The following is a 25,704-nucleotide window of genomic DNA, read 5'->3' on the forward strand; positions in this document are numbered from 1 at the left end:
ATTGAGCCGATCGGCAAAAAAGGCCATTGAGCCGATCGGCAAAAAAGGCCGGTCAGAACAAAACCGAACCCAAGGAAAGCCGCCAACTCAAGGCGTTCTGCCCCTTGCGTTCTTTCATTGGAGATATTCATGGGTCTTTTCAGCTTTATCAAGAACGCCGGCAAGAAGCTTGGTATCGGCGGCGACGACGATGCTCCGGATGCCGAAAGCGTTCAGAAGGAACTTGCATCCCACGATCTCGGCACCAAGGACGTGCAGGTCGAAGTGGCCGGTGACAAGGTCGTGCTGAAGGGTGTCGTGAAGGACCAGAGCGTCTTCGAAAAGGCCGTCGTCGCCGTCGGCAACACGCTCGGCGTGTCCGCAGTCGAGGCCTCCGAACTCAAGGTCGCCGATGCCGGCGCAGCACCTGCTCCGGCAAAGGAGCCCGTCTTCTATACGGTCAAGAAGGGCGATAACCTCTGGAAGATTGCCGAGGCGCAGTACGGCAAGGGCAAGGGCGCCAAGCACACGGTGATCTTCGAAGCCAACAAGCCGATGCTGACCCATCCGGACAAGATCTATCCCGGCCAGGTTCTGCGCATTCCGGATCTGGATGCGGCCTGAGCGTGTCCTTCAGGCGTTCTCTCGTCGTTGCCGCGCTGGCAAGCCTCTGGCTTGCCAGCGGTTCTTTGGCGCAGCCTTTCCGTGAACCCGCCAAGGGCAGTACGGAGCGTGCCGCCATCCTCGACGCGATCCGCCCCGCGGTCGAAGCCGAGATGCGCGGTCCCGTCGAATTCGTCGTCACCACCATGCGTGCCGCACCCAACTGGGCCTTCATGCAGGTCGAGCCGCAACGGCCGGGTGGCGGATCGATCGAGCTTTCGCAAACCGGGTTGCGCGACGAGGCAGACATGATGGATGGTCTGACGGTGTTCGCACTCGTCAGCTTCCAGAATGGCCGCTGGAACCTGGTCGATCACGTCGTTGGGCCGACGGATGTGGCCTATGCCGGCTGGCCGCTTCGCTACGGTGTGCCGGCGGCACTTCTCGGCCTGGAACAATAAGGACTGCTTCTCATGCAGGTGCTCCCGAAAGGGATCAGACATATTCCGGGTTATCTCGATCGTGCCCGGCAAGAGCAACTGGTCGAGGCCATTCGGTCAGTCGTTGCCGAAGCGCCGCTGTTCGTGCCGGAAATGCCGAAGACTGGCAAACCCATGTCGGTGCGCATGACCAATTGCGGCGCGCTCGGCTGGGTCACGGATCGCGATCGCGGCTATCGTTACCAGTCTCAGCATCCGGTGACCGGCCGCCCCTGGCCGGTCATGCCGGAGATCCTGCTCGATATCTGGGATGCGGTTTCCGCAAGCAGCAAGACGCCCGAGGCCTGCCTGGTAAACTTCTATTCCGAAGAGGCCCGCATGGGGCTGCACCAGGATCGCGACGAGCGCGATCTTGAAACCGCCGTCGTCTCGATCTCGCTTGGTGACAGCTGCCTCTTCCGCGTGGGTGGCAATTCGCGCGGCGGCCAGACCATGTCCTTCCGGCTGGAAAGCGGCGATGTCGTGGTGCTGGGTGGGGAAGGGCGTCTCGCCTTCCATGGCGTCGACCGGATCTATCCGAGCACGTCGACGCTGCTGAAGAATGGCGGGCGGGTCAATCTGACACTCCGCCGCGTCAATCCCTGAGGATGCACCGGAAGCTTAGAGCTTCCTGAGCGCCACCTTTTCGGTCAGATGGTTCGGGCCCTTTTGCAGGATCAGGTCGGCGCGCGGGCGCGTCGGCAGGATGTTCTGGTGCAGGTTCTTCAGGTTGATGTTGTGCCACAATCCCTCGGCAATGGCCCGGGCTGCATCCTCGCTGATCGTGGCGTAGCGGTGGAAGTAGGATTCCGGGTTCTTGAACGCGGTTTCGCGCAGCCGCATGAAGCGGTTGACGTACCAGCTGTGGATCAGGCTCTCCTCGGCATCGATATAGATCGAGAAGTCGAAGAAATCCGAGACCATCGGCACGATCTTGCCGTCGGCCGGCAGGTTGCGCGACTGCAGAACGTTGATGCCTTCGAAGATCAGGATATCTGGCCGGTCGATGACCGTGAACTGGTCGGGCAGCACGTCATAGGTCAGGTGCGAATAGCTGGGCGCCTTGACGTTCGGCTGGCCGGCCTTGATCGCCGACAGGAAGCGCAGGAGCGCGCCGACGTCGTAGCTCTCCGGAAAGCCCTTGCGGTCCATCATGTTTTCGCGCTGGAGCACGGCGTTCGGATAGAGGAAACCGTCTGTTGTCACCAGGTCGACCTTCGGGCTCGACGGCCAACGCGCCAGAAGCTGCGCCAGGATACGGGCCGTCGTCGACTTGCCGACGGCGACCGATCCGGCAATGCCGATGACGAAGGGGGTCTTCGTCTCGGACATGCTGAGGAAGCGCTTGCGCTGCTCGAAGAGCATCTGCGACGATTCCACATGGGTCGAAAGCAGGCGTGACAGCGACAGGTAGATCTGCCGGACCTCGCCGAGATCGACGGGGTCGTTCAACGAGCGCAGCCGCTGTACCTCGTCGGCCGTCAGCGTCATCGGCGTATCGGCGCGAAAGCGCGACCATTCCTCGGCGGTGAAGAAATGATAGGGCGAGTAGTCCCGCTTCTGGAGGTTGTCGGGCAGGTCGGCTGCTTCGATGTCTTTCGCCGCGATCGTCATGGGGTCTGCCGATTTGCCTTTTCCTGCAGGCCGGATTGGTTGGTCCGTCGCTGAAGTTCGTTGAGCACATCCTGCAACGGAACGTCGGCGATCTTCAATACGACCATTAGATGATAGAGGAGATCGGCGCTTTCGGCGATGAGATTTGCGCGGTCGTTGCTGATGGCCGCGATCACGGTTTCAACCGCTTCCTCGCCGAGTTTCTTCGCCGCCTTCGGCTGGCCGCTTGCCACCAGTTTTGCCGTCCAGGATTCGTCCGGCGCCGCCATCGCGCGTGTCGCGACGATGGCTTCGAGGTCGGAAAGTGTGAAGTCGCCCATGGGAGATCCTGAAGCTCAGTCGAGGCGCATGGCGATGCCATGCTCCGCCATATAGCGCTTGGTTTCGCCAATGCTATAGGTGCCGAAGTGGAAGATGGAGGCGGCAAGGACCGCGGTCGCGTGACCGTCCTTGATGCCGGCGACCATGTGGTCGAGTGTGCCGACGCCACCCGACGCGATAACGGGCGCGCGGACCGCGTCGGCGACGGCGCGGGTAAGCGCGATGTCGTAGCCGCTCTTGGTGCCGTCACGGTCCATCGAGGTCAAAAGGATCTCGCCGGCGCCGAGATCGACCACCCGACGGGCAAAATCGATCGCGTCGATGCCGGTCGGCTGGCGTCCGCCATGGGTGAAGATCTCCCAGCGATCCGCTTCGCCATCCGTCGAGACTTTCTTGGCGTCGATCGCGACGACGATGCACTGGTTGCCGAACTTGTCGGCGGCTTCGGCGACGAATTCCGGGTTCTTTACCGCAGCCGTGTTGATTGACACCTTGTCGGCGCCGGCCAGAAGCAGCTTGCGGATGTCGGAAACCTGGCGCACGCCGCCGCCGACGGTCAGCGGCATGAAGCACTGTTCGGCCGTACGGGCGATGACGTCGAAGATCGTCTCGCGATTGTCCGAGGACGCGGTGATGTCGAGGAAGCAGAGCTCGTCGGCGCCGGCAGCGTCATAGGCGCGGGCCGCTTCCACGGGGTCACCGGCGTCGATCAGGTCGACGAAGTTGACGCCCTTGACGACACGGCCGTCCTTGACGTCGAGGCAGGGGATAACGCGGGCTTTAAGCGTCATGGTTCAAGCCTTTCTCGCAGCGCGGATCAGCTCCAGCGCCTCCTGCGGGTCGATGCGGCCGTCATAGAGCGCGCGGCCGGAGATGGCGCCTTCGAGCTTGCGTGCGTCCGGCTCGACCATGCGGCGGATATCGTCCATCGAGGCGAGACCGCCCGATGCGATGACAGGAATGGAAACCGCGTCCGCCAGTTCCAGCGTCGAAGCCCAGTTGATACCGGTCAGGATGCCGTCGCGGTCGATGTCGGTATAGATGATCGCCGAAACGCCGGCGCCCTCGAACTTCTTGGCAAGCTCGATCACGCCGAGTTCGGAAGCCTCGGCCCAGCCTTCGACGGCAACCTTGCCGCCCTTGGCGTCGATGCCGACGGCGACCTTGCCGGGGAATTTGCGGCAGGCCTCGATCACGAGCGCCGGATCACGGACAGCCACGGTGCCGAGGATGACGCGGGCAAGCCCGCGCGACAGCCAGGTTTCGATATGGTCGAGCGTGCGGATGCCGCCGCCGAGCTGCACCGGGTTTTTGGTCGCCTTGAGAATGGCGTCAACGGCGGTACCGTTGACCGTCTCACCGGCAAAGGCGCCGTTGAGGTCGACCACGTGCAGCCATTCGAAGCCCTGGTCTTCAAAGGCGCGGGCCTGGGCCGCGGGGTCGGGGTTGTAAACCGTCGCCTGGTCCATGTCGCCAAGCTTCAGGCGCACGCATTGCCCGTCTTTCAGGTCGATCGCGGGAAAAAGGATCATGGGTCTGTCCAATCAGTCGTGCGAAAGCTCAGGGCTTCCAGCGCAGGAAATTCGAGATGAGGGCAAGGCCAAGCGCCTGGCTCTTTTCCGGGTGGAACTGCGAGCCCGCCTTGTTGCCGTTGGCGACGAAGGCCGTGACGGGCCCGCCATAGTCGGCCTCAGCGACCACGTCGGCGGCGTTCTCAGCGGCCAGGTGGTACGAATGCACAAAATAGGCATGCAGACCGGCTTCGCCAACACGGATGCCGTCAAACAGCGGGTGCTCGCGCTTGAGCTTCAGCGTATTCCAGCCGATCTGCGGGATCTTCAGCGTGGTGTCGGCGGGCGTCATCTCGACGACATCGCCGGGGATCCAGCCAAAACCATGGGTGATGGTCTTTTCAAGTCCGCGCGACGACATCAGCTGCATGCCGACGCAGATGCCGAGGAAGGGCCGCCCAGCCTGTTCGACCGCCTCGGTCAACGCTTGCTCCATGCCGTCGACGGCAGCAAGGCCGCGGCGGCAATCGGCATAGGCGCCGACTCCCGGAAGCACGATGCGGTCGGCGCTCGCCACCCGTTCCGGCTTGTCGGTAAGGTCGATCTCGGCTGCAACGCCGGCTTCGCGGGCGGCCCGTTCAAAGGCCTTGGTGGCCGAGCGCAGATTGCCCGAGCCGTAATCGATGATGGCGACGCGCATCAGCGTTCTCCGTAGGAATCAAAAAGGCCGAGGCCGGGGCCGCCACTTGAGGGCTTGCGCACGGTCCAGTCGGCCGGGGAGGGGGCGGCGGGCTTGGTCTCATTCGAAGCCAGGCTCGTGAAATAGATCTCTTCGGCCGTTTCGAGATTGGGCGCCGGAACGATGGAACGCAGCGTCCAGTCACGGGCCGTCAGGCTGCGTGCCACCAGAACCGGCCCTTCGAGCGCCACCACCAGCCGAAGCGCGAGCTGGGCCAGGAGAGATGGCAAGAAGCCGCTTTCGTGGTTCGACAGGAATATTAACGAGATCTGCAGAACAGCAACTGCGATTCCGATTGCCCATTGACGCTTGGCGAGAAGCCAGAGCGCCGGGAAAAGGAAGGCCCACCAGGAAAAGCCGTCGGCGACGAAGCGCGCCCGCTCGTCGTTGGCGCGCGCACCCGGCGGGGTGAGGATCATGTAAGAAGCCATGAGTCAAAGCCAGTGACTGGCCGCTTAGGCAAGGGTCCCCTTGGTCGAGGGAACGCGGCCGGCCTGGCGCGGGTCGATTTCGGTTGCGGTGCGGAGCACGCGGGCGACGGACTTGAAGCAGGTCTCGGCGATATGATGGTTGTTGGCGCCGTAGATGTTCTGGATATGCAGCGTGATCCCGGCATGCTGGGCGAGCGCCTGGAAGAACTCGCGCACGAGTTCCGTGTCGAAGGTGCCGATCTTCGGCGAGGTGAAGGTCACGTTCCAGACGAGGAACGGTCGGCCGGAAACGTCCACTGCCGCGCGGGTCATCGTTTCGTCCATCGCAAGATCGAGCGAGGCATAGCGGGTGATGCCGCGCCGGTCGCCAAGCGCCTTGGCAATCGCCTGGCCGATGGCAATGCCGGTGTCCTCGACCGTATGGTGGTCGTCGACATGCAGGTCGCCGTCAGTCTTGATCTCCATGTCGATCAGCGAATGTCGGGCGAGCTGGTCCAGCATATGGTCGAAGAAACCGACGCCGGTCGAAATCTTGGCGATTCCGGTGCCGTCGATGTTGACCGATACGGATACCGCGGTTTCGTTGGTCTTTCGCGAAACCTCTGCGGTGCGGCTGGACGTGGCTTCTGCCATCGGGCTCTCCTGTATACGCTGACGCGGCTCCTTATCAGGCAAAAGCTGAAATATCCAGAACTTGAGCGGTCGATTCGAATCATCCGGTGACAGTCGCCGAACGAAGATTGCGCCGGCGGCCTGTTGCCATTTGCAAACCCGTCTGCCGTACTTACATAGGCCTCAAGCAACCAGGCTCGAGTCACGAGCCGCAATGCCCCGCGTATCAGGGGCCTACGGGTAATTTCATGAGCGAACACAATCCCTACGGAACGATGCATGCGACGACCATCATAACGGTACGCAAGGATGGCAAGGTGGTGATGGCCGGCGACGGCCAGGTGAGCCTCGGCCAGACCGTGATGAAGAGCAACGCGCGCAAGGTGCGGCGGCTTGCCAAGGGCGACGTGATCGCCGGCTTTGCCGGTGCCACAGCCGATGCCTTCACGCTGCTGGAACGGCTCGAAGCAAAGCTCGAACAGTATCCCGACCAGCTGATGCGGGCAGCCGTCGAGCTCGCCAAGGACTGGCGCACCAACAAGTATCTGCGCAATCTCGAAGCGATGATGCTGGTGGCCGACAAGTCGATCACGCTGGCGATCACCGGCAACGGCGACGTTCTCGAACCCGAGCACGGCACGATTGCCATCGGATCGGGCGGCAACTACGCCTTTGCCGCGGCCCGCGCGCTGATGGACAGCGACAAGTCGGCCGAGGATATTGCCCGCAGGGCGCTGCAGATCGCCGGCGACATCTGCGTCTACACCAACCACAATATCGTCGTGGAGACACTGGATGCCCAATGAGCCCGCGCATGTCAGTTTCGTGCCGGTGGCCGATAGCCACCTGCCGCTGCTGCATGCCTGGCTGAGCGAGCCGCATGTGCGGCAATGGTGGGGCGACCCGGACAAGGAAGTGGAGCTGATCCGCGAAGGCTGCGCGTCAGGAGAAGTGGAAGGCTTCATCTTCCACGTGGCCGGCGAGCCGGCGGGCTACATCCAGTCCTGGGTGCCGGCCCAGTACCCGGACGACGAGCCCTGGGCGAAGGACATGCCGGCCGATGTGCCCGGTATCGACATCTTCATCGGCCCGGCGGAACTGACGGGCAGGGGCGTCGCATCGCTCGCGGTCCGGGCCTTTGCCGGGCGGCTCTTTGCCGCCGGCGCACCCCGCGTCGTGATCGACCCTGACGCCGGCAACCGAAGGGCCGTCAGCGCCTACACCAAGGCCGGCTTCGTGCCTTACGCAGAATGGATTGATACGTCCGGCCGCACACTCCTGATGGAGCTGACGCGGTCCGAGTTTGAGAGGACTACATGAGTACGTTTTCACCCAGAGAAATCGTGTCGGAACTCGACCGTTTCATCATCGGCCAGAACGACGCCAAGCGCGCCGTGGCGATCGCGCTCCGCAACCGCTGGCGCCGCCAGCAGCTCGGGGACGAGCTGCGCGACGAGGTGATGCCGAAGAACATCCTGATGATCGGACCGACCGGCGTCGGCAAGACCGAGATTTCCAGGCGGCTCGCCAAGCTCGCCGGCGCGCCCTTCGTCAAGGTCGAGGCGACCAAGTTCACCGAGGTCGGCTATGTCGGCCGCGACGTCGAGCAGATCATCCGTGACCTCGTCGAAGTCGGCATCGGTCTCGTGCGCGAAAAGCGCCGCGCCGAAGTCAAGGCAAAGGCGCACCAGAATGCCGAGGAGCGCGTGCTCGATGCACTGGTCGGCGCCACCGCGTCGCCGGCAACGCGCGACAGCTTCCGCAAGAAGCTGCGGGCCAACGAGCTCGACGACAAGGAAATCGAGATCGACATCGCCGAGACCGGCCCGCCGGGCGGCGGCTTCGAGATCCCGGGCATGCCGGGCGCCAATATCGGCGTGCTCAATCTCTCGGAGATGTTCGGCAAGGCGCTCGGCGGCCGCACCAAGAAGGTCAAGACGACCGTCAAGGCCTCCTATGGCATGCTGATCGACGACGAGTCCGACAAGCTGCTCGACAACGAGCAGATTCAGCGCGAGGCCGTGAAAGCAGTCGAAGACGACGGCATCGTCTTCCTCGATGAGATCGACAAGATCGCCTCGCGGGAAGGCGGCATGGGTGCTGGCGTATCGCGTGAAGGCGTACAGCGGGACCTCTTGCCGCTCGTCGAAGGCACGACCGTTGCGACGAAGTATGGGCCAGTCAAGACCGACCACATCCTCTTCATCGCGTCCGGCGCCTTCCACGTGGCCAAGCCCTCGGACCTGCTGCCGGAGTTGCAGGGCCGCCTGCCGATCCGCGTCGAGCTGCGCGCGCTGACGAAGGAAGACTTCCGCCGCATCCTGACGGAAACCGAGGCGAGCCTCATCCGCCAGTACAAGGCGCTTCTGGACACAGAAGAGGTCAAGCTCGACTTCACCGATGACGCAATTGATGCGCTTGCAGACGTGGCGGTGCAGTTGAACGCCACGGTCGAGAACATCGGCGCCCGCCGGCTGCAGACCGTGATGGAGCGTGTGCTGGACGAGATCTCGTTCAATGCGCCGGACCGCGCCGGCCACGAGGTGACGATCGACGCTGAATATGTGCGCAAGCATGTCGGCGATCTCGCCGCCAACACCGACCTGTCGCGCTATATCCTGTGACATTTCGGTCGTAGGGCCATGCAAACGCCCGCAACCTTGAATACGCAGGCCGCCTGTCTCTCGACAGGCGGCCGCATTTTTTCTAACACGGGCGCGGTTATCGATCGTGGTCCGGGCATTTTTCCGACATGATCTTGGCGTAGGAGCGGCCCGCCGACCGAGGCAGCCTCCACCAGTCACAGGAAGAAGAGATCGTGCGTTTCACCGCCTGCATGCTCGCTATCGCCACGTTTTGCCTGAGCGCAAGCCAGTCATTCGCCGCGACCGACGTTCCGCCGGGCAACCGCAACGTCGAGCAACCGGCGATCCCCGGCGCATCCGTGCGCCGCACCAAGGCCGGCCGCACGTCCTTCGATGCCAAGTTCGAGAAGGTCCGCGATCTGCTAGCCACCGACAAGCAGCTGATCAGCAAGATCAAGTCCGTGTCGCGCGCCTATGGCATCGCACCGATCCACATGGTCGGCGCCATCGTCGGCGAACACACCTACAATGTCGACGCCTACGATCGGCTGCAGTCCTATTACGTCAAGGCGGCTGCTTATGCCGGCAACAGCTTCCAGTTCGGATACGATGGCGAGACCGTCGCTGAATTCGTGGCTCGGCCGCAATTTTCCGAATGCGGCGCCAAGAAGGGCGCCTATGCTCTGTGGAGCTGCCGCGAGCGGGTCTGGGACAACGACTTCCGCGGCAAATCGGTGGGCGGCAAGTCCTACCCGAACAACCGTTTCAGCGCCGTCTTCTTCCAGCCGTTCTTCGCCGGCCAGACCTTCGGCCTTGGCCAGATCAACCCGCTGACCGCACTGATGCTGACCGATATCGTGGCAAAGACCTCGGGCTATGAGCGCCTCGATGAGAACAATGCCGCCGGCGTCTATGAGGCGATCATGGATCCGGACGTGTCGCTTGCCTATATGGCGGCCTCGATCCGTCACTCGATCGACGCCTACAAGTCGATCGCAGGGGTCGATATTTCGACCAACCCCGGTGTAACCGCGACGCTCTACAATGTCGGCAATCCGGATGGCCGCGCGGCAGCGCTCGCCGCCAAGATCCAGAGCGGTCAGGCGCAATGGCCGGAGGAAAACTATTACGGCTGGCTCGTCAACGACAAGCTGACGGAACTCGAAAGCCTGCTGTGATTCACGTGAAGCACTTTCCTTGATTGCGCCGTAAAAACCTGAAATCCTGGGGCAATCGAGAAAGGCAATCACCATGGACATGCGTCCGGAGCCGTTCGAACCGCCGGCTCCCGTTCCCCGTGTCGGCATTCCTTCCTACCTGAAGATCATCAGGACCGTGCTGCGCAATCCGCTCGAACTGTGGGGCGAGCCATCCTATACGCTGCCCTGGATCGAGACGAAGTTCGTTACCCAGCGCACCCTGATCGTCAACGATCCCGGCCTCATCCGCCATATCCTCGTCGATAACGTCGCCAATTACGAAATGTCGAAGGTGCGCCGGCTGATCCTGCGGCCCATCCTGCGCGACGGGCTGCTGACGGCGGAAGGTGAGGTCTGGAAGCGTTCGCGCAAGGCCATGGCGCCGGTGTTCACGCCGCGCCACGCCAAGGGCTTTGCCGGCCAGATGCTGCGCAGTTCGGAGCAGTTCGTCGAGCGCTATGCCGGAGCCCAGGAAGCTCCCTTTACCACCAATGTCGCCAACGACATGACGGAACTGACCTTCGACATCCTGGCCGAAACGCTGTTTTCCGGTGAGGTCGCCGTCGAGCGCGAAGGCTTCGTCCAGAGCGTCGAGGAATTGCTGCACCGCATGGGCCGCGTCGATCCGATGGACATTCTGCTGGCGCCCGAATGGATCCCGCGCCCGACCCGCATCGGCGGCAGGAAGGTGATGAACCGCTTCCGCTCGATCGTGTCGGAGACCATGGCGCTTCGCCGCCGCAAGATGGCGGAGGACCCCAAGGGCACGCCGCAGGATTTCCTGACGTTGCTTCTGGAGATCGAGGGCAGCCAGGGCCTTTCGACCGCTGAGATCGAGGACAACATCCTGACCTTCATCGGTGCCGGGCACGAGACCACCGCCCGGGCACTCGCCTGGACGCTCTACTGCGTTGCCAACACGCCGGCCTATCGCGAAATCATGGAAGCCGAGATCGATACCGCGATGGCAAGCGGTGCCGAGCCGGTCGAATGGCTTGGTCTGATGCCGCATGTGCTCGCCGCCTTCGAGGAGGCGATGCGGCTCTATCCGCCGGCGCCGTCGATCAATCGCGCGGCGATCGAGGAAGACGCGTGGACCTCACCGACTGGCGAGCGGGTGCGCATCCCCAAAGGGATCGCCGTACTGATCATGCCCTGGACGCTGCATCGCCATGTGCTCTACTGGGATAAGCCGCGCGCGTTCATGCCCGAGCGTTTCCTGCCGGAAAACCGAGAGAAGCTGAACCGCTACCAGTATCTGCCCTTCGGTGCCGGCCCGCGCGTCTGCATCGGCGCGACTTTCGCGCTGCAGGAAGCGGTGATCGCGTTGGCAGTGATGATGCACCGCTACCGCTTCGATACGACCGCGGAAACCAATCCCTGGCCGGTGCAGCGGCTCACTACTCAACCGCGGGGCGGGTTGCCGATGAGGGTTTCGGCTCGCTGAAGGTCTTGCCGGGGATCGGTGACTGAACGGAACGCACCGGAGAATCCGCCGGCTTCGGCTGCTGTAGCATTTTCGACGGCTTCTTGATCGTCTTGATCTGTGCGCAGGTGGCGTCGCCGACATTGTCGCAGGGCTTGTAAACCACGATCTCGCTTCCGGCGCCATCGTCCCAGACCGCCTGGATCGTCAGCGTCTGCGCCGTTTTGGCAGGCAGCGAGATGTAGACATATTCGGCCGTCTCGTCGCCCGGCAGGTTGAAGGGCAGCTGCGGATTGCACTTGGCCAGCGGGAAGCGTTGGTCGAGCGCATCCGAATTGATCGAGTAGCGGATTTCCGATAGCCGGCAATGCATCGTCTGCAATGCCGTGAAATAGATCAGCTGCCGGTCGTCATAGTCGCGAAACTGGATCCAGCCGGTCTGCTTGTTGGCATCGAGCATCGCCTTGTAGATCGCGACTTCGGGCAGCTGCGGCTTGTATTCCTCTTCCTCCGCGTCCTGTGCGCGGGACGGCATTGCTGCAAGACACAAGATGCCCGCTGACAGCAAGGCGACGAGCAACGGATGGCGTCGTTCGAGCATGCGATGGACCCCTGCCATTCTCACCGGTGTCGCTGAACTCATCGTCGATGTCTGCGACACGATGGTCTTCTCCTGAAATATGTCATATCACCGCATCGATCCCCATTGAACCCGGGGCCTCTGCGCCCCGCGCGAATTCCGGACTGCGCGAATTGACCTCCCATTTTCTTCTCGGCATCGACACCGGCGGCACCTACACCGACGCCGCCCTCTTCTCGGAGACGAAGGGGGTGGTCGCCAAGGCCAAGGCGCTGACGACCCGCCATGACCTCGCGGTCGGCATTTCCGGTGCAGTCGAAGCGGTGCTCGATCAGGCCAGCGTGCCGGTCTCGGCGATCAGCATGGTCTCCCTGTCGACGACGCTTGCCACCAATGCGCTGGTCGAAGGGCAGGGCGGCCGCGCCGGCCTCGTCATGATCGGCTTCGGCCCCGAGGATCTGAAGCGCGACGGTTTGCAGGAAGCGCTCGGCTCGGACCCGGTAGTCTTCCTGCCGGGCGGCCACAATGTGCATGGCGGTGAGACCCCGCTGGACATGAGCGAGCTCGACGCCGTCCTGCCGGTGCTGGCTGATCAGGTCTCCTCCTTCGCCATTGCCGGCTACTTCGCCGTTCGTAATCCGGATCATGAAAAGCGCGTGCGCGACCGCATCCGCGAGGTCTCGCACCTGCCGGTCACCTGCAGCCACGAACTGTCCTCGAAACTCGGCGGGCCGCGCCGTGCCTTGACGACGCTGCTCAACGCCCGCCTCGTCTCGATGATCGACCGGCTGATCGGGTCCTGCGAAGGGTTTCTCAAGGCGCGCGGCATCGACGTGCCAATGATGGTGGTGCGCGGTGACGGTGCGCTGATTTCGGCCGAGGAGGCGCGGCTGCGCCCGATCGAGACGATCCTCTCCGGTCCGGCAGCAAGCCTCGTCGGCGCGAGGCATCTGACCGGCCTCGACAACGCCGTGGTTTCGGATATCGGCGGCACCACCACCGACGTGGCCGTGCTCGATGGCGGCCGCCCGCGTCTCGATGCCGAAGGCGCCGTCGTTGGTGGTTTCCGCACCATGGTCGAGGCTGTTGCGATGCGGACCTACGGCCTTGGCGGTGATTCGGAAGTGCGCATCAACGATCGCGGCCTCAAGGCGAAGATCGACCTCGGTCCGCGCCGGCTGATGCCGCTGAGCCTCGCCGCAGCGCTCCACGGCGACGCCGTCATCTCGGTGCTGGAAAAACAGATGCGCGCCCAGCACACCGGGCGCAACAATGGGCGCTTTGCTGTGCGTACCGGCCTGCCGGATCATCTGGCAAGCGGCCTGCAGCCACAGGAGCAGGCGCTCTACGAGCGCATCGGTAGCGTCCCCGTCTCGCTTGAAACGCTGCTCGTCTCGACGCCACAGAAGGCGACGCTCGATCGTTTGGTGGCCCGGGGGCTCGTCCATATCTGCGGTCTGACGCCGTCCGACGCCATGCATGTGCTCGGCCGGCAGTCGCAATGGAACCTCGAAGCGGCCGAGCTTGGCATTCAGCTTGCGGCCCGGACCCGCGACGGCTCCGGCCAGCCGATTGCTTCTTCTCCACAGGCGCTGGCGCAGATGATCGTCGATCGGCTGACGCGGCAATCCTCCGAGGTCATCCTGCAGGCCTGCCTCGGCGAGGACGGCGCCGGCGCGATCGATCCCGCCGTGTCGCAGGCCGTCGATCGTGCGCTGACCCGGACGCCCGGCATCGTCCGGTTCTCACTTGGTCTCGATCGTCCGCTCGTCGGACTTGGCGCTTCGGCGCCGGTTTATTACCCGGCTATTACCGAGATGCTCGGAACCGAAGCCGCCATTCCCGAGGAGGCCGGCGTCGCCAATGCCGTCGGCGCCGTGGTCGGCCAGGTAAGCGCCACCGTCACCGTTTTCGTGACGATGCCGGAGGAGGGCATTTTTGTCGTCAACGGGGCCGGGGCCAGCGAACGCTTTCTCGATCAGGAAAAGGCTTTTGGTGCCGCGCGCCGACGGGCCGAGACCGCAGCTCTGGAGGCGGCGCGCACCAACGGTGCCGATGATCCCGCGTCGTTGCTGCGCGAGGAAATCGACGCGCCGGAGGTCGAGGGCAGCCCCAAGCTGATCGAGGCCCGGTTCATTGCGTCCGCCAGCGGCCGGCCGCGCATCGCGCACGGCTGATCTTTTCCGTTTCGGAAACAATTCTTCGCATCCTTGCAGAATTGACAGGGAATGAATTGGTGAGAAACTGCGGCCGTTTCACGCGCGTATTGCGCATGGGCTGGTCCGAGACTCGCTTCAGGCGCAAGATCAACATGTTGGGGCGTTTTCATCGCATCCGTTCGGATCGGTGGCGCTCCTTACGTCTATTTCAAGGAGTTGGCAGATGGACCGCATTGAGACGTATGGATTGAAGATTGATGCGGACCTCCATCGCTTCCTGATGGAAGAGGCGATGCCGGGCACCGGCGTCGATGCAGAGCACTTCTTTGCTGAGCTTTCCGCCCTCGTGCACGATCTGGCGCCGAAGAACCGGGCGCTGCTCGCCAAGCGCGACGACCTGCAGGCCAAGCTCGACGCCTGGTACAAGCAGAACGGCGCCCCCAGCGATATGGAGACCTATCAGGCCTTCCTGCGCGATATCGGCTACCTGCTGCCCGAGGGTGGCGAGTTCAGCGTTTCGACCGCCAATGTCGATCCGGAGATCGCGACGATCGCCGGCCCCCAGCTCGTCGTTCCGGTCATGAATGCGCGCTATGCGCTGAACGCCGCCAATGCACGCTGGGGCTCGCTCTACGATGCGCTCTACGGCACGGACGCGATTTCGGACGCTGATGGCGCCGAGAAGGGCCGCGGCTACAATCCGAAGCGCGGCGCCAAGGTCATCGCCTGGGCGCGAAACTTCCTCGACGCCAGTGCGCCGCTGGCGAATGGAAGCTGGGCGGACGTTACTTCCCTGAAGGTTGCTGGCAGTGCGCTGGCGATTGGTCTCAAGGATGGTTCGAGCACTGCACTGCGCAACGCCGCTCAATTCGCCGGCTATTCCGGGGCTGAAGGTGCGCGCTTCGAGATCGTTCTCCGGCACAACAATCTGCATGCGATCGTCGTCCTCGACGCCACCACGCCGATCGGCAAGGAAGATCCGGCGGGCATCGCCGACGTCATTCTCGAATCGGCGATCACCACGATCATGGACTGCGAAGATTCTGTCGCCGCCGTCGATGCCGAAGACAAGGTTGTCGTCTACCGCAACTGGCTCGGCCTGATGAAGGGCGACCTCGAAGAAGAGGTTGCCAAGGGCGGCAAGACCTTTACCCGTCGTCTCAATGCCGACCGCGTTTACACGGCAACTGCCGGCGGTACGCTTTCCCTTCCCGGCCGCTCGCTAATGCTGGTCCGCAACGTCGGCCACCTCATGACGAATCCGGCTATCCTTGACCGCGACGGCAAGGAAGTGCCCGAGGGCATCATGGACGCGATGGTGACGGCGCTGATTGCCCTCCACGATGTCGGCAACGGCGGTCGCCGCATGAACTCCCGCGAGGGTTCCATGTATGTCGTCAAGCCGAAGATGCATGGCCCCGAGGAAGTCGCCTTCGCCAGCGAGATTTTCGCCCGTGTCGAAAAGGCGCTCCGCATGCCCGCCAACACCATGAAGATGGGCATCATGGACGAGGAGCGCCGCACGACGGTCAACCTCAAGGAATGCATCCGCGCGGCCCGCGAGCGCGTCGTCTTCATCAACACCGGCTTCCTCGATCGCACCGGCGACGAAATGCACACCTCCATGGAAGCCGGCCCGATGATCCGCAAGGGTGACATGAAGCAGGCAGCCTGGATCGGCGCCTATGAAAACTGGAACGTCGACATCGGGCTTGAATGTGGCCTGTCCGGTCACGCCCAGATCGGCAAGGGCATGTGGGCGATGCCCGATCTGATGGCGGCGATGCTCGAACAGAAGATCGCCCACCCGAAGGCCGGCGCCAACACCGCCTGGGTGCCGTCGCCCACGGCGGCCACTCTGCACGCGACCCACTACCACCGCGTCAATGTTGCCGAGGTCCAGGCGAGCCTGAAGAGCCGCGCCCGCGCCCAGCTCTCCGATATCCTGTCGGTGCCGGTAGCCGTCCGCCCGAACTGGACGCCCGAGGAAATCCAGCGCGAACTCGACAACAACGCGCAAGGCATTCTCGGCTACGTCGTGCGCTGGGTCGATCAGGGCGTCGGCTGCTCGAAGGTTCCCGACATCAACAATGTCGGCCTGATGGAAGACCGTGCGACGCTGCGCATCTCCGCCCAGCACATGGCCAACTGGCTGCATCATGGCGTCGTCACCGAGGCCCAGGTCGTCGAGACGATGAAGCGCATGGCGGCCGTCGTCGACAGTCAGAACGCTGATGATCCGCTCTACGTCGCGATGGCCGGCAATTTCGACCGTTCGATTGCCTTCCAGGCCGCCGTCGAACTCGTCCTCCAGGGCCGCGAGCAGCCGAACGGCTACACCGAGCCGGTCCTGCACCGCCGCCGCCTGGAGCTGAAGGCGCGCAACGCCGCCTGATTCGCCACCGAAGTCGGGGTATTGGAAAAGAGCCGTGCGTTCACATGAACGCACGGCTCTTTCGTTTCAGCGGTGGTCCGGTCTTCCAGACACGATCGCAGCCCGTGCCGCTCTAAAACTCCGCCCAGCCGTCCGTTGCGAGTGCGGCATTGCCGTGGGTGGCATAGGGGGCTGGTCGGCGTACCGGCTGAGGACGTCCCTGGTCACGCGTGGTTGCGGCGACTGCCGGGGCAGGCGCCATCGGCCTGCCCTTTGGCTGGGCCTCGCCGGCGAGCGTGAAACGGTCGATCAGGTTGCGCAGGTTCGTGCCTTCCTGCGCCAGCGTCGCGGAGGCCGCATTGGCTTCCTCGACCATCGCTGCGTTCCGCTGCGTTACCTGGTCCATCTGGTTGACGGCGGTGTTGACTTCGCTCAATCCCACCGACTGTTCGCGGGCGGAGGTGGCGATCGCCGCCATGTGTTCGTTGATCGTGATCACATGCGCTTCGATCGTCTGCAGCGCCTCGCCGGTGTCGCGCACCAGGTGCACGCCGTTCTCGACCTCCCGGCTCGATGTACGGATGAGATCCTTGATTTCTTTCGCAGCCTTCGCCGAGCGCTGAGCGAGCTCGCGCACCTCCTGGGCCACGACGGCGAAGCCCTTTCCCGCTTCGCCGGCCCGCGCTGCTTCGACGCCGGCATTCAGCGCCAAGAGATTTGTCTGGAAGGCGATCTCGTCGATGACGCCGATAATGCTGGAAATCTGGCTGGAGGATTCCTCGATCCGACGCATGGCTTCCACCGCGTTGGCGACGACGACGGCGGATTGGGCCGCGCTGGTCTTCGCCTCGCCGGCGATGTCGCGTGCCTCCTCCGTCCGTCTTGAGGAATTGCTGACATTGGCGGTGATCTGATCGAGCGCCGCGGCCGTTTCCTCGAGAGACGCGGCCTGCTGTTCGGTGCGCTTGGACAGGTCGTCGGCGCTCTGGCTGATTTCGCGCGTGCCCATGCCGATGTTTTGGGCGCTGTCGGCAACGGCGAGAAGCGCATCGTTCAACTGCGCGGCCGCCTTGTTGAGGTCGTGCCGCAATTGTTCGAACTCGGCGGCGAACGGCTCATGTAGCTGAACGGCGAGATCGCCGTTGGCCAGCCGCTGCAGGCCGCCGGCAAGTCCGGCGGTCGCCTGCGTCAGCTTTTCCTGCGCCGCCTGCTCCGCCGCCTTCTGGACGCGGACACGTTCGGCCTCGCCGTTGCGGCGGTTCTCCTCGGCCTCCGCCTGCAGCCGAAGATTCGAGCGCGCCGCCTCGCGGAAGGATTGAATGGCGCGGGCCATTTCGGCGATCTCGTCCTTGCCGCGCACCGGCTCGTCGGCATCTTCAACGTGGCCGTCGATCAGCCGGCGCATGGCGGCGATCTGGCGGGCGAGCGGTCCGACGACGCCGCGCAGCACCACAAGCAGGGTGCCGCCAGCAAGCGCCACGACGAGAACGATGATCCCAATGTTGAGTGTCTGTACGATTTCGAACTCGTGATGCTTGGCCTCGAAGGCCGTACCCGAAAGTTCGACCTGCAGGTCCGAAATCTCGGAGATCGTGGCCGTCAGCGGATCGATCGTAGCGTAGAGCTTGTCGCGCACGAAGGCATCAAGAGCCTTCTGGTCCTTGGCCGAGAGGATTTGCGTGAGTGCCGTGATCGAATCCATCGCAACGACCATCTGGCTTCGTGCATTGTCGACGAGGTTCCGTTCCTCGTCGGTCATCGAGGTCGCCGCATAGGCATCCCAGTTTGACTTGATCGTTTCCCGTGCGGCATTGACCGAGGCAAGCCCGCTCTCCATCGATTCGTTGCCATTGCGCACCTTGTGGGCAGCATCGACGATCGAGACCGCAAAGGCGTCGGAAGTCGCCTTCAGGTTCTTCAGCGGCACAATGCGATCGGCGTAGACCGCGTCCATCATGTCGCTGGTTTCCGACAGCGTGCTCTGGCTGTGAATAGCGATGCCGATAGCGATGGATGATAGAAGCGCGATTGCGCCGATAAGCTTGGTCTTGATCAGCATGCCAGTCCCTCCCGAGCGGAATTTCGTGGGCACACTGTTTCGATTATTTAGATAACGCTTACTTAATAAGCGGCTGAATTTAAGTCGAAATTGAACTTTCCGAGCGGACAGGGACAAATACCGCGACCCTGATTTGAGCGCGAATCAGGACGGCAACTTTGCGTCGATGGTGTGCCTGCTTGCGGCTTTCGCTCGGAAGTTGGGTGACGTGAGCGCGAACGAAAAAAGCCGCCGACAGAGTCGGCGGCTTCGTCAGTCTCGATCTGATTCGATTACTGCTGGACGACGACGCGGGCGCTCTTGCCGGGGCGAACGCGCGAATAGAGGTCGATGATGTCCTGGTTGATCAGGCGGATGCAGCCGGACGAAGCGGCGGTACCGATCGAGGACCATTCCGGCGTGCCGTGCAGACGGAACAGTGTATCCTTGCCCTGGTCATTGAAGAGGTAGAGGGCACGGGCGCCAAGCGGGTTCTTGAGGCCGGGACCCATGCCATCTTCGACGTACTTGGCGACTTCCGGCTTGCGTTCCGCCATTTCCTTCGGCGGATGCCACATCGGCCATTCCTGCTTCCAGGCAATATAGGCTTCGCCTTCCCATGCAAAACCGGCCTTGCCGACGCCGATGCCGTAACGAACGGCCTTGCCGCCCGGCAGCACGTAGTAGAGGAAGCGATTCGGCGTGTTGACGACGATCGTTCCGGGGCGCTCGCTGGTGGCGTAATCGACGATCTGGCGATGGAAACGGGTATCGACCTTGCTGATCGGAATGGCCGGCAGCGCGTAACCGTGATCCTCAACTGCGCCATAATCGCCGTTAAAGATCTGATTCGTAGCAACCTGTACCGTTGCGGGCGCGGGTTCGTTCGCAGCCGTTTCGGGCTTGGACGAGGTCGTCGAGCAGCCGGCAACGGCGAGTGTCGCCGCGAGGCTGCACAAGAGGAAGGCATTGCGGAAGCGCATGGGAGTCTCTTAAAAAGAAGCGAAGTAAAAACTGGGTCGCCGCGACCAACAGTGACTACGGTTATTTTCGATTAGTTTGAGCTATGCAAGAGATTGCGCGGCCACAATTTGGCTGAAAAGTGCAAATTCCATGACCCTTGTTTTTTTGCAACAAAATGACCGGCTCAAAGGGACACCGGACGCATGACGATCCTCTCCATCCATGGCGACAACCCCTTGATCGACGGTCGCCAATCGAATCGCGCGATGATGGTGCGCCGCGGTGTGCAGCGGCTGTTCGCCGAACTGCGCCATTCGGTCCTGCCGGAATTGACCTTGGCAAGTGGACGGCGTGCCGATCTGATCTCCTTGTCGGCGAAGGGCGAGATCTGGATCGTCGAGATCAAAACCTCGATTGAGGACTTTCGCGTCGACCGCAAATGGCCGGACTACCGACAGCACTGCGACCGGCTGTTCTTCGCCACCCATGCCGCCGTGCCACTGGACATCTTTCCGGAGGACTGCGGACTGCTGCTGTCTGACGGTTATGAAGGCCACATCGTTCGCGAGGCGCCCGAACACAGGCTGCCGCCGGCGACACGCAAGTCGGTGCTGCAACTCTTTGCCCGTACGGCAGCACAACGGCTGATGCTTGCCGAATGGGCGGCCGAGCGCAACGGCGAACTCGGTGATTCGATCGGCGACATCCTCTCCGGCGGTCGCGACTGATCCCGCGGGGAAAAGCGACCGGAGCAGCTGTTGTGCGCCGGTCGTGGAAGTTGATTGCTTACTTCGGCGCGCGCTTGGCGAGAATGCGCTGCAGCGTGCGGCGATGCATGTTGAGCCGGCGCGCCGTTTCCGAGACGTTGCGCTCGCACATTTCATAGACGCGCTGAATATGTTCCCACCGCACGCGATCGGCCGACATCGGGTTTTCCGGCGGCTCGACGCGTTCGCCCTGGCGCTGCACGAGCGCGGCAAAGATGTCGTCGGCATCGGCAGGCTTGGCAAGATAGTCGACCGCGCCGAGCTTCACCGCGTTCACGGCGGTGGCGATGTTGCCGTAGCCGGTCAGCATGATCATGCGCGTGTCGTCGCGCCGTCCGCGGATCGCTTCGATCACGTCGAGGCCGCTGCCGTCGCCGAGCCTGAGGTCGATGACCGCATATTTCGGCGGGTTGCCCTTGGCCTTGGCGATGCCTTCCGCGACCGATTCGGCGATGTCAACCGAAAAGCCACGGGCTTCCATGGCGCGGGCCAACCGCCTGAGAAAGGGTGCGTCGTCATCGACGAGCAACAGGGTGCGGTCCGGTCCGATCAGTTCGGCGTCCTGTGCGGTGGTGCTGGGCGAAGCTGTCGATTTGTCGGTCATTCTCGCAATCCTTGGGCAAAAACGGAACGCTTTCGCCGAGATTATAGGTTTCTGCCTCGTTCAATAAACTGCGAAATGTCATTTCGCCAGTTTCGTATCCATCAGGGCGCGCGGCCATTCGACGCTGACCCGGGCGCCCGGCCTCTCCGGCCCGCCATTCTCGAAGCGCAGGCGCGCGCCCGAGCGTTCGAGCAGCGTCTTTGCGATAAAGAGCCCGAGCCCGAGGCCGCCGGCGCTGTCATCCTTCTGCCTGCGTGTCACATAGGGTTCGCCGATCCGCTGCAGGATATCGGGCGCGAAACCGTCACCATCGTCGGCGATCGTGACGCGAACCCGATCCGCCGTGTGCTCGACGGTTACGGTCACCTGTTTCTTGGCGTAGTCGACGGCGTTTTCCAAGAGGTTGCCGAGCCCATAGAGAATGCCGGCATTGCGGTTGCCGACCGGCTCCGTGGCACGGTCGCCCTTTTCGATGAGCTCGATGTGGATGCCGAACTCGCGATGCGGCGCCATCACCTCTTCGATCAGCGACGACAGCGGCAAAAGCCGCATGTGCTCCTCGCTCTCGGAGGACAGCGTCGTCAGCCGCTTCAGGATATCGCGGCAGCGTTCGCTCTGGCTGCGCAGCAGATGCACGTCCTCCCCGAAGCGCGGATCGTCGCCGAGTTCGCGTTCCATCTCCTTGGCGACGACGCTGATGGTCGCAAGCGGCGTGCCGAGTTCATGGGCTGCCGCTGCCGCAAGCCCATCGAGCTGCGACAGGTGCTTTTCCCGCTGAAGCACCAGTTCGGTCGCCGTCAGCGCTTCCGACAGCTCACTCGCTTCCAGCGACACGCGGTAGGTATAGAAGGCGGCAAAGGCGGTCATCGAGACGATCGCAAACCAGATGCCGGCGGTCAGCACCCGCGGCATCAGCAGGACCGTGCCCGGATACCAGGGCAGCGGAAAGGGTGAAAAGGCGAGTGCGGTGATGGCGATTACCGCAAAACCGGCAAGAATGATGCTGTGTGACTTCGGCTGCGACGCAGAGGAAATGATGACCGGGACGCAGAGCAGCGGCGCGAAGGGATTGGTGAGCCCGCCTGTGATGAACAGCAATCCGGTGATCTGCGCGAGATCGAGGCCGAGAAGCGCGAAGGCCGCCGGCGGCTGCAACCGGTGCGTCGGCGGATAGCGCAACGTCACATAGGCGTTGACCAGCGCGAGGCTCGCGATCAGCACCAGGCAGGAAATCAGCGGCAGAGGAAACTGCAGCCAGAAGGCCGTGATGAGGACGGCGATCGACTGGCCGCCGACGGCCAGCCAGCGCAGCCGGACGAGCGTCTGCAGGCGCAGGCTGCGGTTGCTGGTCTGGTCGTTGTTATGTTCGAGCGCAACAGTGGTCATTCGTGCCTGCATTTCAATGATCGATGCTTTCGTCTCATGTACCACGGGGCTTCGCCCGTGTCGTCGGCGCCGCATTGGCCGGATCCTCGGGCCAGGGATGCTTCGGATAGCGCCCGCGCATGTCGGCGCGCACATCGCGCCAGGAACCCGCCCAGAAACCGGGCAGGTCGCGCGTCGTCTGGATCGGCCGATGTCCGGGCGAGATCAGCTCGAGCAGCAACGGCAGCCGCCCATCGCCGATCGCCGGATGGGTCTTCAGGCCAAACAGCTCCTGTACCCGGATCGACAGCAGCGGCTCGTCGCCGTCGTAGTGGATCGGGTGCCGTTGCCCGGTCGGCGCCTCGAAATGCGTCGGCGCCAGCCGCCCGAGTTCCCGTTGCCGCTCGTGTGGAATGAGGGAGAGCAGACCGTCGGAGAGGTTGGATGCCTTGATGTCGGCAATCGCGGTGATGCCGTGCTGGAAGGGAACGAACCAGTCGTCGAGACGGTCGAGCAGCGCTTCGTCGGAAACATCCGGCCAGGGTTCACCGATCGAGCGGTTGAGGAAGCCGATGCGGTCGCGCATCTGCATCGCCTCCTTGGAGAAGGGCAGGATGGCAAGGCCGAGCTGGCGTACGCCGTCGGCGAGTGCCCGCGCCGCCGATTCACCGGTCGGTCGTGTGAGCGGCGCCTCCTCGAAGATGATGGCGCCGAGCCGCGTGACCCGACGCGCCCGCACCTGCCGGCTGGCCTTGTCGAAAAAGCTCTGGTCCTCGCGGGTTATCGCCTCGGGCATATGCGCCTCGACCTCGGCGCGCGTCAGTTCTGCCGCCGCCAGCACGCGCTGGCCGCCGGCGCGGCCGGTCAGGTCGGCGATGACGAGCATGGAAGCCGCCGCCAGCCGCTCCGTCTCGGGGATCTCGGCGCCCCGTCCGTTCGCCATGACGAACCGGCCGCGGCCACCGCGCTGCAGCGCGATGCGGTCGGGAAAGGCGTGCATCAGCAGGGCACCCGGCTGGATCGGTTCGCTCGATTTCGGCGCGCCCTTCAGCTCGGCCGCCATGCGCCGCGCCAGATTGCGCGAGGCGTCGGCGCGGTCGCCACGCTCCTGACGGAAGCGGCGCACCCGGTCCTCGAGATCGACGCTGTTACCGCCCAAGCCCTGTTCGGTCAGCATCACCGCCAAGAGACACGCGGTTTCCGCCTGTCCCTCTTCGGCCGCGGCAACCGCCATTGCCGCCAGCCGCGGCGGCAAGGCCAGGTCGCGGATCTTGCGGCCCGTCGGGGTCAGCGCGCCGGCCTCGTCCAGCGCGCCAAGGCTGGTCAGCAGTTTCCTCGCTTCGGCGAGTGTCGTCTCCGGCGGCGCGTCGATGAAGGCAAGGGTGGCCGGATCGCTGACACCCCAATGGGCGCAGTCGAGCAGCAGGCCCGAGAGATCGCTGGCCAGAATCTGCGGCGGCGTGAAGGCGGCAAGCGCTGCGGTCTGGCCGCTATGCCAGAGACGGATGGCAATGCCGGGTTCGGTTCGCCCCGCACGGCCGGCGCGCTGATCGGCAGACGCGCGCGACACGCGCACCGTCTCCAGCCGCGTGATCCCGGTCGCTGCCTCGAACACCGGAACGCGCTGCTGGCCGCTGTCGATGACGATGCGTACGCCGTCGATGGTGATCGAGGTTTCGGCGATCGAGGTGGCAAGCACGATCTTGCGGGTGCCTGATGGCGCCGGCCGGATCGCTGCATCCTGTTCCTTCTGGGTCAGGTTGCCATAAAGCGGTACGATCGCCGTATTGTTGTCGAAGCGGTCCTGGAGCCGCGTGGCGACTCGGGTGATTTCGGCCTGGCCGGGCAGAAAGGCGAGGATGGAGCCATCTTCCGTACGATGCGCTTCGGCAATGGCCCGCAGCATCGTGTCCTCGACGCTGTCGCCGCCGCGATCCTGGTAGCGGATGTCGATCGGATAGCTGCGCCCCTGGCTCTCGATGACCGGCGCATCGCCAAGCAGGCCCGAGACCCGCTCGACATCGAGCGTTGCCGACATAACGATGATCTTCAGGTCGTCACGCAGCGCCGCCTGCACGTCGAGTGCCAGCGCCAGGCCGAAATCCGCGTCGAGCGAGCGCTCGTGGAATTCGTCGAACAGCACGGCTGCGACGCCCTTGAGTTCCGGGTCGTCGAGGATCATGCGGGCAAACACACCCTCGGTCACCACTTCGATGCGTGTCTTGCCGGAGACGCGATTGTCGAGACGCATGCGATAGCCGACGGTTTCGCCGACCTTTTCCCCCAGGAGCTCGGCCATGCGGCCAGCTGCGGCGCGCGCTGCCAGCCGGCGCGGCTCGAGCAGAATGATCTTTCCGCCCTTTGCCCAGTCCTGATCGAGCAGGAAGAGCGGAACAAGCGTCGTCTTGCCGGCGCCGGGTGGGGCGGAAAGCACCACGGAGGGGCCTGCGGTGAGCGCATGTGCCAGTGCGGGCAGCACGTCGCGAACCGGAAGCGCAGGAAGCTGTGTCGTCACGTCTGGTTCTCCGCCCCCTATATAGAGATGATGGCGCTGCGTGCGGTCGGTGCATCCGTCGGCTCATGCATCACCATGTTGTCGGTCCGCCACCGCATGGATCGTCATGTCGGGCAGGGCGGACAATTCGCAAGTACGGCAATCGCCCGCCCAAGGGCAAGCGTGGTGCGTCCGTGAGCGTGCTTCGTATGGCGCCTCGTTGCTGGAGATATCTACATCTGACAGCTGAGAGACCCATGCTGTCTACATGTAGATGAGGTCGCTCAGAGGGGCGTTTTGGGCCACGTGAAATGGCCATCAGGTTTTTGACCGCCTGGTCAAAGATTCGCGCCACGGATTCGCTGGTTTTCCGGTGCATTAAATCGACCTAGTTTATCAACAGCTGGAATTATTGTGTAAATTCAGAGAGTTGTCGATTTTTGAAGTTTTTTTGAACGTGGCTGTTGACGTCTGCGAGGATGGGGGTCTATAAGCCCGATCACTGACGAGGGCGGCGGCGCTGCTGGCGACGACGACCTTCGCTCTAGAGTTTCCTGGTTGGCTTGGTGCTGATTGAGGGGTTCGGGACGAGAGTTCTGGGCTTTATGGAAACGGTTTGACGGACGGTGCGTTCGTCGGTTTTTTGACAATTGAATATAGAGAAAGAGAAACGTGGGCGGCGGAGCTCGTGRGGAACTTCGGTTCCATATGAAAGAGACTTTGGCGGTCACGTTTTAACAAGAGACTACACCTGTTTTCTCGGTGGCGATCTTTGGATTGCTGTTGATTGAAGACAAGGTGTGAGTTCTCGTCGATTCAGAACGTGACGTAATGCCAATGATTGAATTCTCAACTTGAGAG

24 protein-coding genes are annotated in these 25,704 nt (G+C 63.3%); 11 read left to right on the forward strand and 13 right to left on the reverse strand.

Translation table 11 applies throughout. The features are described from left to right. Window positions 1–129: 129 nt before the first annotated feature. Genes lysM through ASD63_RS23500 form a run of 3 tightly spaced genes read left to right on the forward strand, consistent with a single transcriptional unit; the run spans window position 130 to window position 1,667 of the window. Window positions 130–603, forward strand: coding sequence for a peptidoglycan-binding protein LysM (gene lysM, locus ASD63_RS23490; RefSeq protein ID WP_034802175.1), 474 nt, complete (start codon window positions 130–132; stop codon window positions 601–603). Window positions 604–605: 2 nt separating this feature from the next. Continuing rightward, on the forward strand, window positions 606–1,043 hold the full coding sequence (locus ASD63_RS23495) for a hypothetical protein (RefSeq protein WP_034802172.1): 438 nt from the start codon (window positions 606–608) through the stop codon (window positions 1,041–1,043). Between the two features lie 12 nt (window positions 1,044–1,055). Further along, window positions 1,056–1,667: an alpha-ketoglutarate-dependent dioxygenase AlkB gene (locus ASD63_RS23500; RefSeq protein ID WP_034802169.1), complete on the forward strand. Its 612-nt coding sequence runs from the start codon at window positions 1,056–1,058 to the stop codon at window positions 1,665–1,667. Between the two features lie 15 nt (window positions 1,668–1,682). Here ASD63_RS23500 and coaA read toward each other — a convergent pair whose 3' ends face one another. The 7 genes from coaA to hisB are packed head-to-tail and all read right to left on the reverse strand — an operon-like array spanning window position 1,683 to window position 6,310. After that, the gene (gene coaA, locus ASD63_RS23505) at window positions 1,683–2,675 is read right to left on the reverse strand and encodes a type I pantothenate kinase (RefSeq protein WP_060521550.1); all 993 of its coding nucleotides are present in this window, start codon (window positions 2,673–2,675) and stop codon (window positions 1,683–1,685) included. Beyond that, on the reverse strand, window positions 2,672–2,995 hold the full coding sequence (locus ASD63_RS23510) for a phosphoribosyl-ATP diphosphatase (RefSeq protein ID WP_034802164.1): 324 nt from the start codon (window positions 2,993–2,995) through the stop codon (window positions 2,672–2,674). The genes coaA and ASD63_RS23510 overlap by 4 nt, the downstream gene beginning before the upstream one ends. A 15-nt stretch (window positions 2,996–3,010) precedes the next feature. Further along, window positions 3,011–3,787, reverse strand: coding sequence for an imidazole glycerol phosphate synthase subunit HisF (gene hisF, locus ASD63_RS23515; RefSeq protein ID WP_034802161.1), 777 nt, complete (start codon window positions 3,785–3,787; stop codon window positions 3,011–3,013). A 3-nt stretch (window positions 3,788–3,790) separates the two neighbouring features. Beyond that, window positions 3,791–4,528, reverse strand: a complete 738-nt coding sequence (hisA, locus tag ASD63_RS23520) for a 1-(5-phosphoribosyl)-5-[(5-phosphoribosylamino)methylideneamino]imidazole-4-carboxamide isomerase (RefSeq protein ID WP_034802159.1) — start codon at window positions 4,526–4,528, stop codon at window positions 3,791–3,793. A 28-nt stretch (window positions 4,529–4,556) separates the two neighbouring features. Next, window positions 4,557–5,207: an imidazole glycerol phosphate synthase subunit HisH gene (gene hisH / locus ASD63_RS23525; protein ID WP_034802156.1), complete on the reverse strand. Its 651-nt coding sequence runs from the start codon at window positions 5,205–5,207 to the stop codon at window positions 4,557–4,559. Further along, entirely contained in the window at window positions 5,207–5,677 is a 471-nt protein-coding gene (locus tag ASD63_RS23530; protein ID WP_034802154.1) for a DUF2628 domain-containing protein, read from the reverse strand. Before ASD63_RS23530 ends, hisH begins: the two co-directional genes overlap by 1 nt. Before the next feature lie 24 nt (window positions 5,678–5,701). Beyond that, on the reverse strand, window positions 5,702–6,310 hold the full coding sequence (hisB, locus tag ASD63_RS23535; RefSeq protein WP_034802151.1) for an imidazoleglycerol-phosphate dehydratase HisB: 609 nt from the start codon (window positions 6,308–6,310) through the stop codon (window positions 5,702–5,704). Between the two features lie 227 nt (window positions 6,311–6,537). Here hisB and hslV point away from each other — a divergent pair, with 227 nt between their 5' ends. The 5 genes from hslV (at window position 6,538) to ASD63_RS23560 (ending at window position 11,520) form a co-directional block, all read left to right on the forward strand. Next, window positions 6,538–7,095 carry an ATP-dependent protease subunit HslV gene (gene hslV / locus ASD63_RS23540; protein WP_051659613.1) on the forward strand — a complete coding sequence of 186 codons (558 nt, stop codon included), beginning with the start codon at window positions 6,538–6,540 and terminating at the stop codon, window positions 7,093–7,095. Then, window positions 7,085–7,609, forward strand: coding sequence for a GNAT family N-acetyltransferase (locus ASD63_RS23545; protein ID WP_034802149.1), 525 nt, complete (start codon window positions 7,085–7,087; stop codon window positions 7,607–7,609). Before hslV ends, ASD63_RS23545 begins: the two co-directional genes overlap by 11 nt. Continuing rightward, window positions 7,606–8,913 carry an ATP-dependent protease ATPase subunit HslU gene (gene hslU, locus ASD63_RS23550; protein ID WP_060529895.1) on the forward strand — a complete coding sequence of 436 codons (1,308 nt, stop codon included), beginning with the start codon at window positions 7,606–7,608 and terminating at the stop codon, window positions 8,911–8,913. Before ASD63_RS23545 ends, hslU begins: the two co-directional genes overlap by 4 nt. A 194-nt stretch (window positions 8,914–9,107) precedes the next feature. Then, entirely contained in the window at window positions 9,108–10,052 is a 945-nt protein-coding gene (locus ASD63_RS23555) for a DUF1402 family protein (protein ID WP_090428639.1), read from the forward strand. A gap of 73 nt (window positions 10,053–10,125) precedes the next feature. After that, window positions 10,126–11,520, forward strand: coding sequence for a cytochrome P450 (locus ASD63_RS23560; RefSeq protein WP_034802144.1), 1,395 nt, complete (start codon window positions 10,126–10,128; stop codon window positions 11,518–11,520). Here the strand turns inward: ASD63_RS23560 and ASD63_RS23565 are convergent. Further along, on the reverse strand, window positions 11,474–12,100 hold the full coding sequence (locus ASD63_RS23565; protein WP_034802142.1) for a hypothetical protein: 627 nt from the start codon (window positions 12,098–12,100) through the stop codon (window positions 11,474–11,476). The two genes, ASD63_RS23560 and ASD63_RS23565, sit on opposite strands and share 47 nt — an antisense overlap. A 152-nt stretch (window positions 12,101–12,252) precedes the next feature. Between ASD63_RS23565 and ASD63_RS23570 the strand changes: the two genes are divergently transcribed. Continuing rightward, on the forward strand, window positions 12,253–14,256 hold the full coding sequence (locus ASD63_RS23570; RefSeq protein ID WP_034802141.1) for a hydantoinase/oxoprolinase family protein: 2,004 nt from the start codon (window positions 12,253–12,255) through the stop codon (window positions 14,254–14,256). A gap of 205 nt (window positions 14,257–14,461) precedes the next feature. Continuing rightward, complete coding sequence (locus tag ASD63_RS23575; protein ID WP_034802138.1) at window positions 14,462–16,633, forward strand: malate synthase G; 2,172 nt, start codon at window positions 14,462–14,464, stop codon at window positions 16,631–16,633. A 112-nt stretch (window positions 16,634–16,745) separates the two neighbouring features. On the opposite strand, the gene ASD63_RS23580 is transcribed toward ASD63_RS23575, so the two are convergent. Together ASD63_RS23580 and ASD63_RS23585 are read right to left on the reverse strand one after the other, a co-directional pair. Then, window positions 16,746–18,671 (reverse strand): HAMP domain-containing methyl-accepting chemotaxis protein, encoded by a 1,926-nt coding sequence (locus ASD63_RS23580; RefSeq protein ID WP_082572971.1) that lies wholly within the window; start codon window positions 18,669–18,671, stop codon window positions 16,746–16,748. A gap of 272 nt (window positions 18,672–18,943) precedes the next feature. Further along, window positions 18,944–19,633 carry a L,D-transpeptidase gene (locus tag ASD63_RS23585; protein ID WP_034802133.1) on the reverse strand — a complete coding sequence of 230 codons (690 nt, stop codon included), beginning with the start codon at window positions 19,631–19,633 and terminating at the stop codon, window positions 18,944–18,946. Between the two features lie 183 nt (window positions 19,634–19,816). Here ASD63_RS23585 and ASD63_RS23590 point away from each other — a divergent pair, with 183 nt between their 5' ends. Continuing rightward, window positions 19,817–20,341, forward strand: a complete 525-nt coding sequence (locus ASD63_RS23590) for an MmcB family DNA repair protein (RefSeq protein WP_034802131.1) — start codon at window positions 19,817–19,819, stop codon at window positions 20,339–20,341. Between the two features lie 58 nt (window positions 20,342–20,399). Here the strand turns inward: ASD63_RS23590 and ASD63_RS23595 are convergent, their stop codons facing one another. The 3 genes from ASD63_RS23595 to hrpB form a co-directional block, all read right to left on the reverse strand. After that, window positions 20,400–20,984 (reverse strand): ActR/PrrA/RegA family redox response regulator transcription factor, encoded by a 585-nt coding sequence (locus tag ASD63_RS23595; protein WP_034802128.1) that lies wholly within the window; start codon window positions 20,982–20,984, stop codon window positions 20,400–20,402. A 78-nt stretch (window positions 20,985–21,062) separates the two neighbouring features. Continuing rightward, window positions 21,063–22,370: an ActS/PrrB/RegB family redox-sensitive histidine kinase gene (locus ASD63_RS23600; RefSeq protein WP_034802125.1), complete on the reverse strand. Its 1,308-nt coding sequence runs from the start codon at window positions 22,368–22,370 to the stop codon at window positions 21,063–21,065. A 34-nt stretch (window positions 22,371–22,404) separates the two neighbouring features. Further along, window positions 22,405–24,864, reverse strand: coding sequence for an ATP-dependent helicase HrpB (gene hrpB, locus ASD63_RS23605; RefSeq protein ID WP_034802122.1), 2,460 nt, complete (start codon window positions 24,862–24,864; stop codon window positions 22,405–22,407). Window positions 24,865–25,704 lie beyond the last annotated feature (840 nt).

The organism is Ensifer sp. Root558 (assembly GCF_001427045.1).
Classification (GTDB): Bacteria; Pseudomonadota; Alphaproteobacteria; order Rhizobiales; family Rhizobiaceae; genus Ensifer; species Ensifer adhaerens.

Bases quoted from the DNA above. Each gene is read 5' to 3' on its own strand.
- ASD63_RS23560 (WP_034802144.1), top strand. From the start codon at position 10,126: ATGGACATGCGTCCGGAGCCGTTCGAACCGCCGGCTCCCGTTCCCCGT.
- ASD63_RS23500 (WP_034802169.1), top strand. From the start codon at position 1,056: ATGCAGGTGCTCCCGAAAGGGATCAGACATATTCCGGGTTATCTCGAT.
- ASD63_RS23530 (WP_034802154.1), bottom strand. From the start codon at position 5,677: ATGGCTTCTTACATGATCCTCACCCCGCCGGGTGCGCGCGCCAACGAC.
- lysM (WP_034802175.1), top strand. From the start codon at position 130: ATGGGTCTTTTCAGCTTTATCAAGAACGCCGGCAAGAAGCTTGGTATC.
- ASD63_RS23510 (WP_034802164.1), bottom strand. From the start codon at position 2,995: ATGGGCGACTTCACACTTTCCGACCTCGAAGCCATCGTCGCGACACGC.
- ASD63_RS23585 (WP_034802133.1), bottom strand. From the start codon at position 19,633: ATGCGCTTCCGCAATGCCTTCCTCTTGTGCAGCCTCGCGGCGACACTC.
- ASD63_RS23565 (WP_034802142.1), bottom strand. From the start codon at position 12,100: ATGCTCGAACGACGCCATCCGTTGCTCGTCGCCTTGCTGTCAGCGGGC.
- ASD63_RS23590 (WP_034802131.1), top strand. From the start codon at position 19,817: ATGACGATCCTCTCCATCCATGGCGACAACCCCTTGATCGACGGTCGC.
- hisH (WP_034802156.1), bottom strand. From the start codon at position 5,207: ATGCGCGTCGCCATCATCGATTACGGCTCGGGCAATCTGCGCTCGGCC.
- hisA (WP_034802159.1), bottom strand. From the start codon at position 4,528: ATGATCCTTTTTCCCGCGATCGACCTGAAAGACGGGCAATGCGTGCGC.
- hisB (WP_034802151.1), bottom strand. From the start codon at position 6,310: ATGGCAGAAGCCACGTCCAGCCGCACCGCAGAGGTTTCGCGAAAGACC.
- coaA (WP_060521550.1), bottom strand. From the start codon at position 2,675: ATGACGATCGCGGCGAAAGACATCGAAGCAGCCGACCTGCCCGACAAC.
- hslU (WP_060529895.1), top strand. From the start codon at position 7,606: ATGAGTACGTTTTCACCCAGAGAAATCGTGTCGGAACTCGACCGTTTC.
- ASD63_RS23575 (WP_034802138.1), top strand. From the start codon at position 14,462: ATGGACCGCATTGAGACGTATGGATTGAAGATTGATGCGGACCTCCAT.
- ASD63_RS23545 (WP_034802149.1), top strand. From the start codon at position 7,085: ATGCCCAATGAGCCCGCGCATGTCAGTTTCGTGCCGGTGGCCGATAGC.
- ASD63_RS23595 (WP_034802128.1), bottom strand. From the start codon at position 20,984: ATGACCGACAAATCGACAGCTTCGCCCAGCACCACCGCACAGGACGCC.
- hslV (WP_051659613.1), top strand. From the start codon at position 6,538: ATGAGCGAACACAATCCCTACGGAACGATGCATGCGACGACCATCATA.
- ASD63_RS23580 (WP_082572971.1), bottom strand. From the start codon at position 18,671: ATGCTGATCAAGACCAAGCTTATCGGCGCAATCGCGCTTCTATCATCC.
- hisF (WP_034802161.1), bottom strand. From the start codon at position 3,787: ATGACGCTTAAAGCCCGCGTTATCCCCTGCCTCGACGTCAAGGACGGC.
- ASD63_RS23600 (WP_034802125.1), bottom strand. From the start codon at position 22,370: ATGACCACTGTTGCGCTCGAACATAACAACGACCAGACCAGCAACCGC.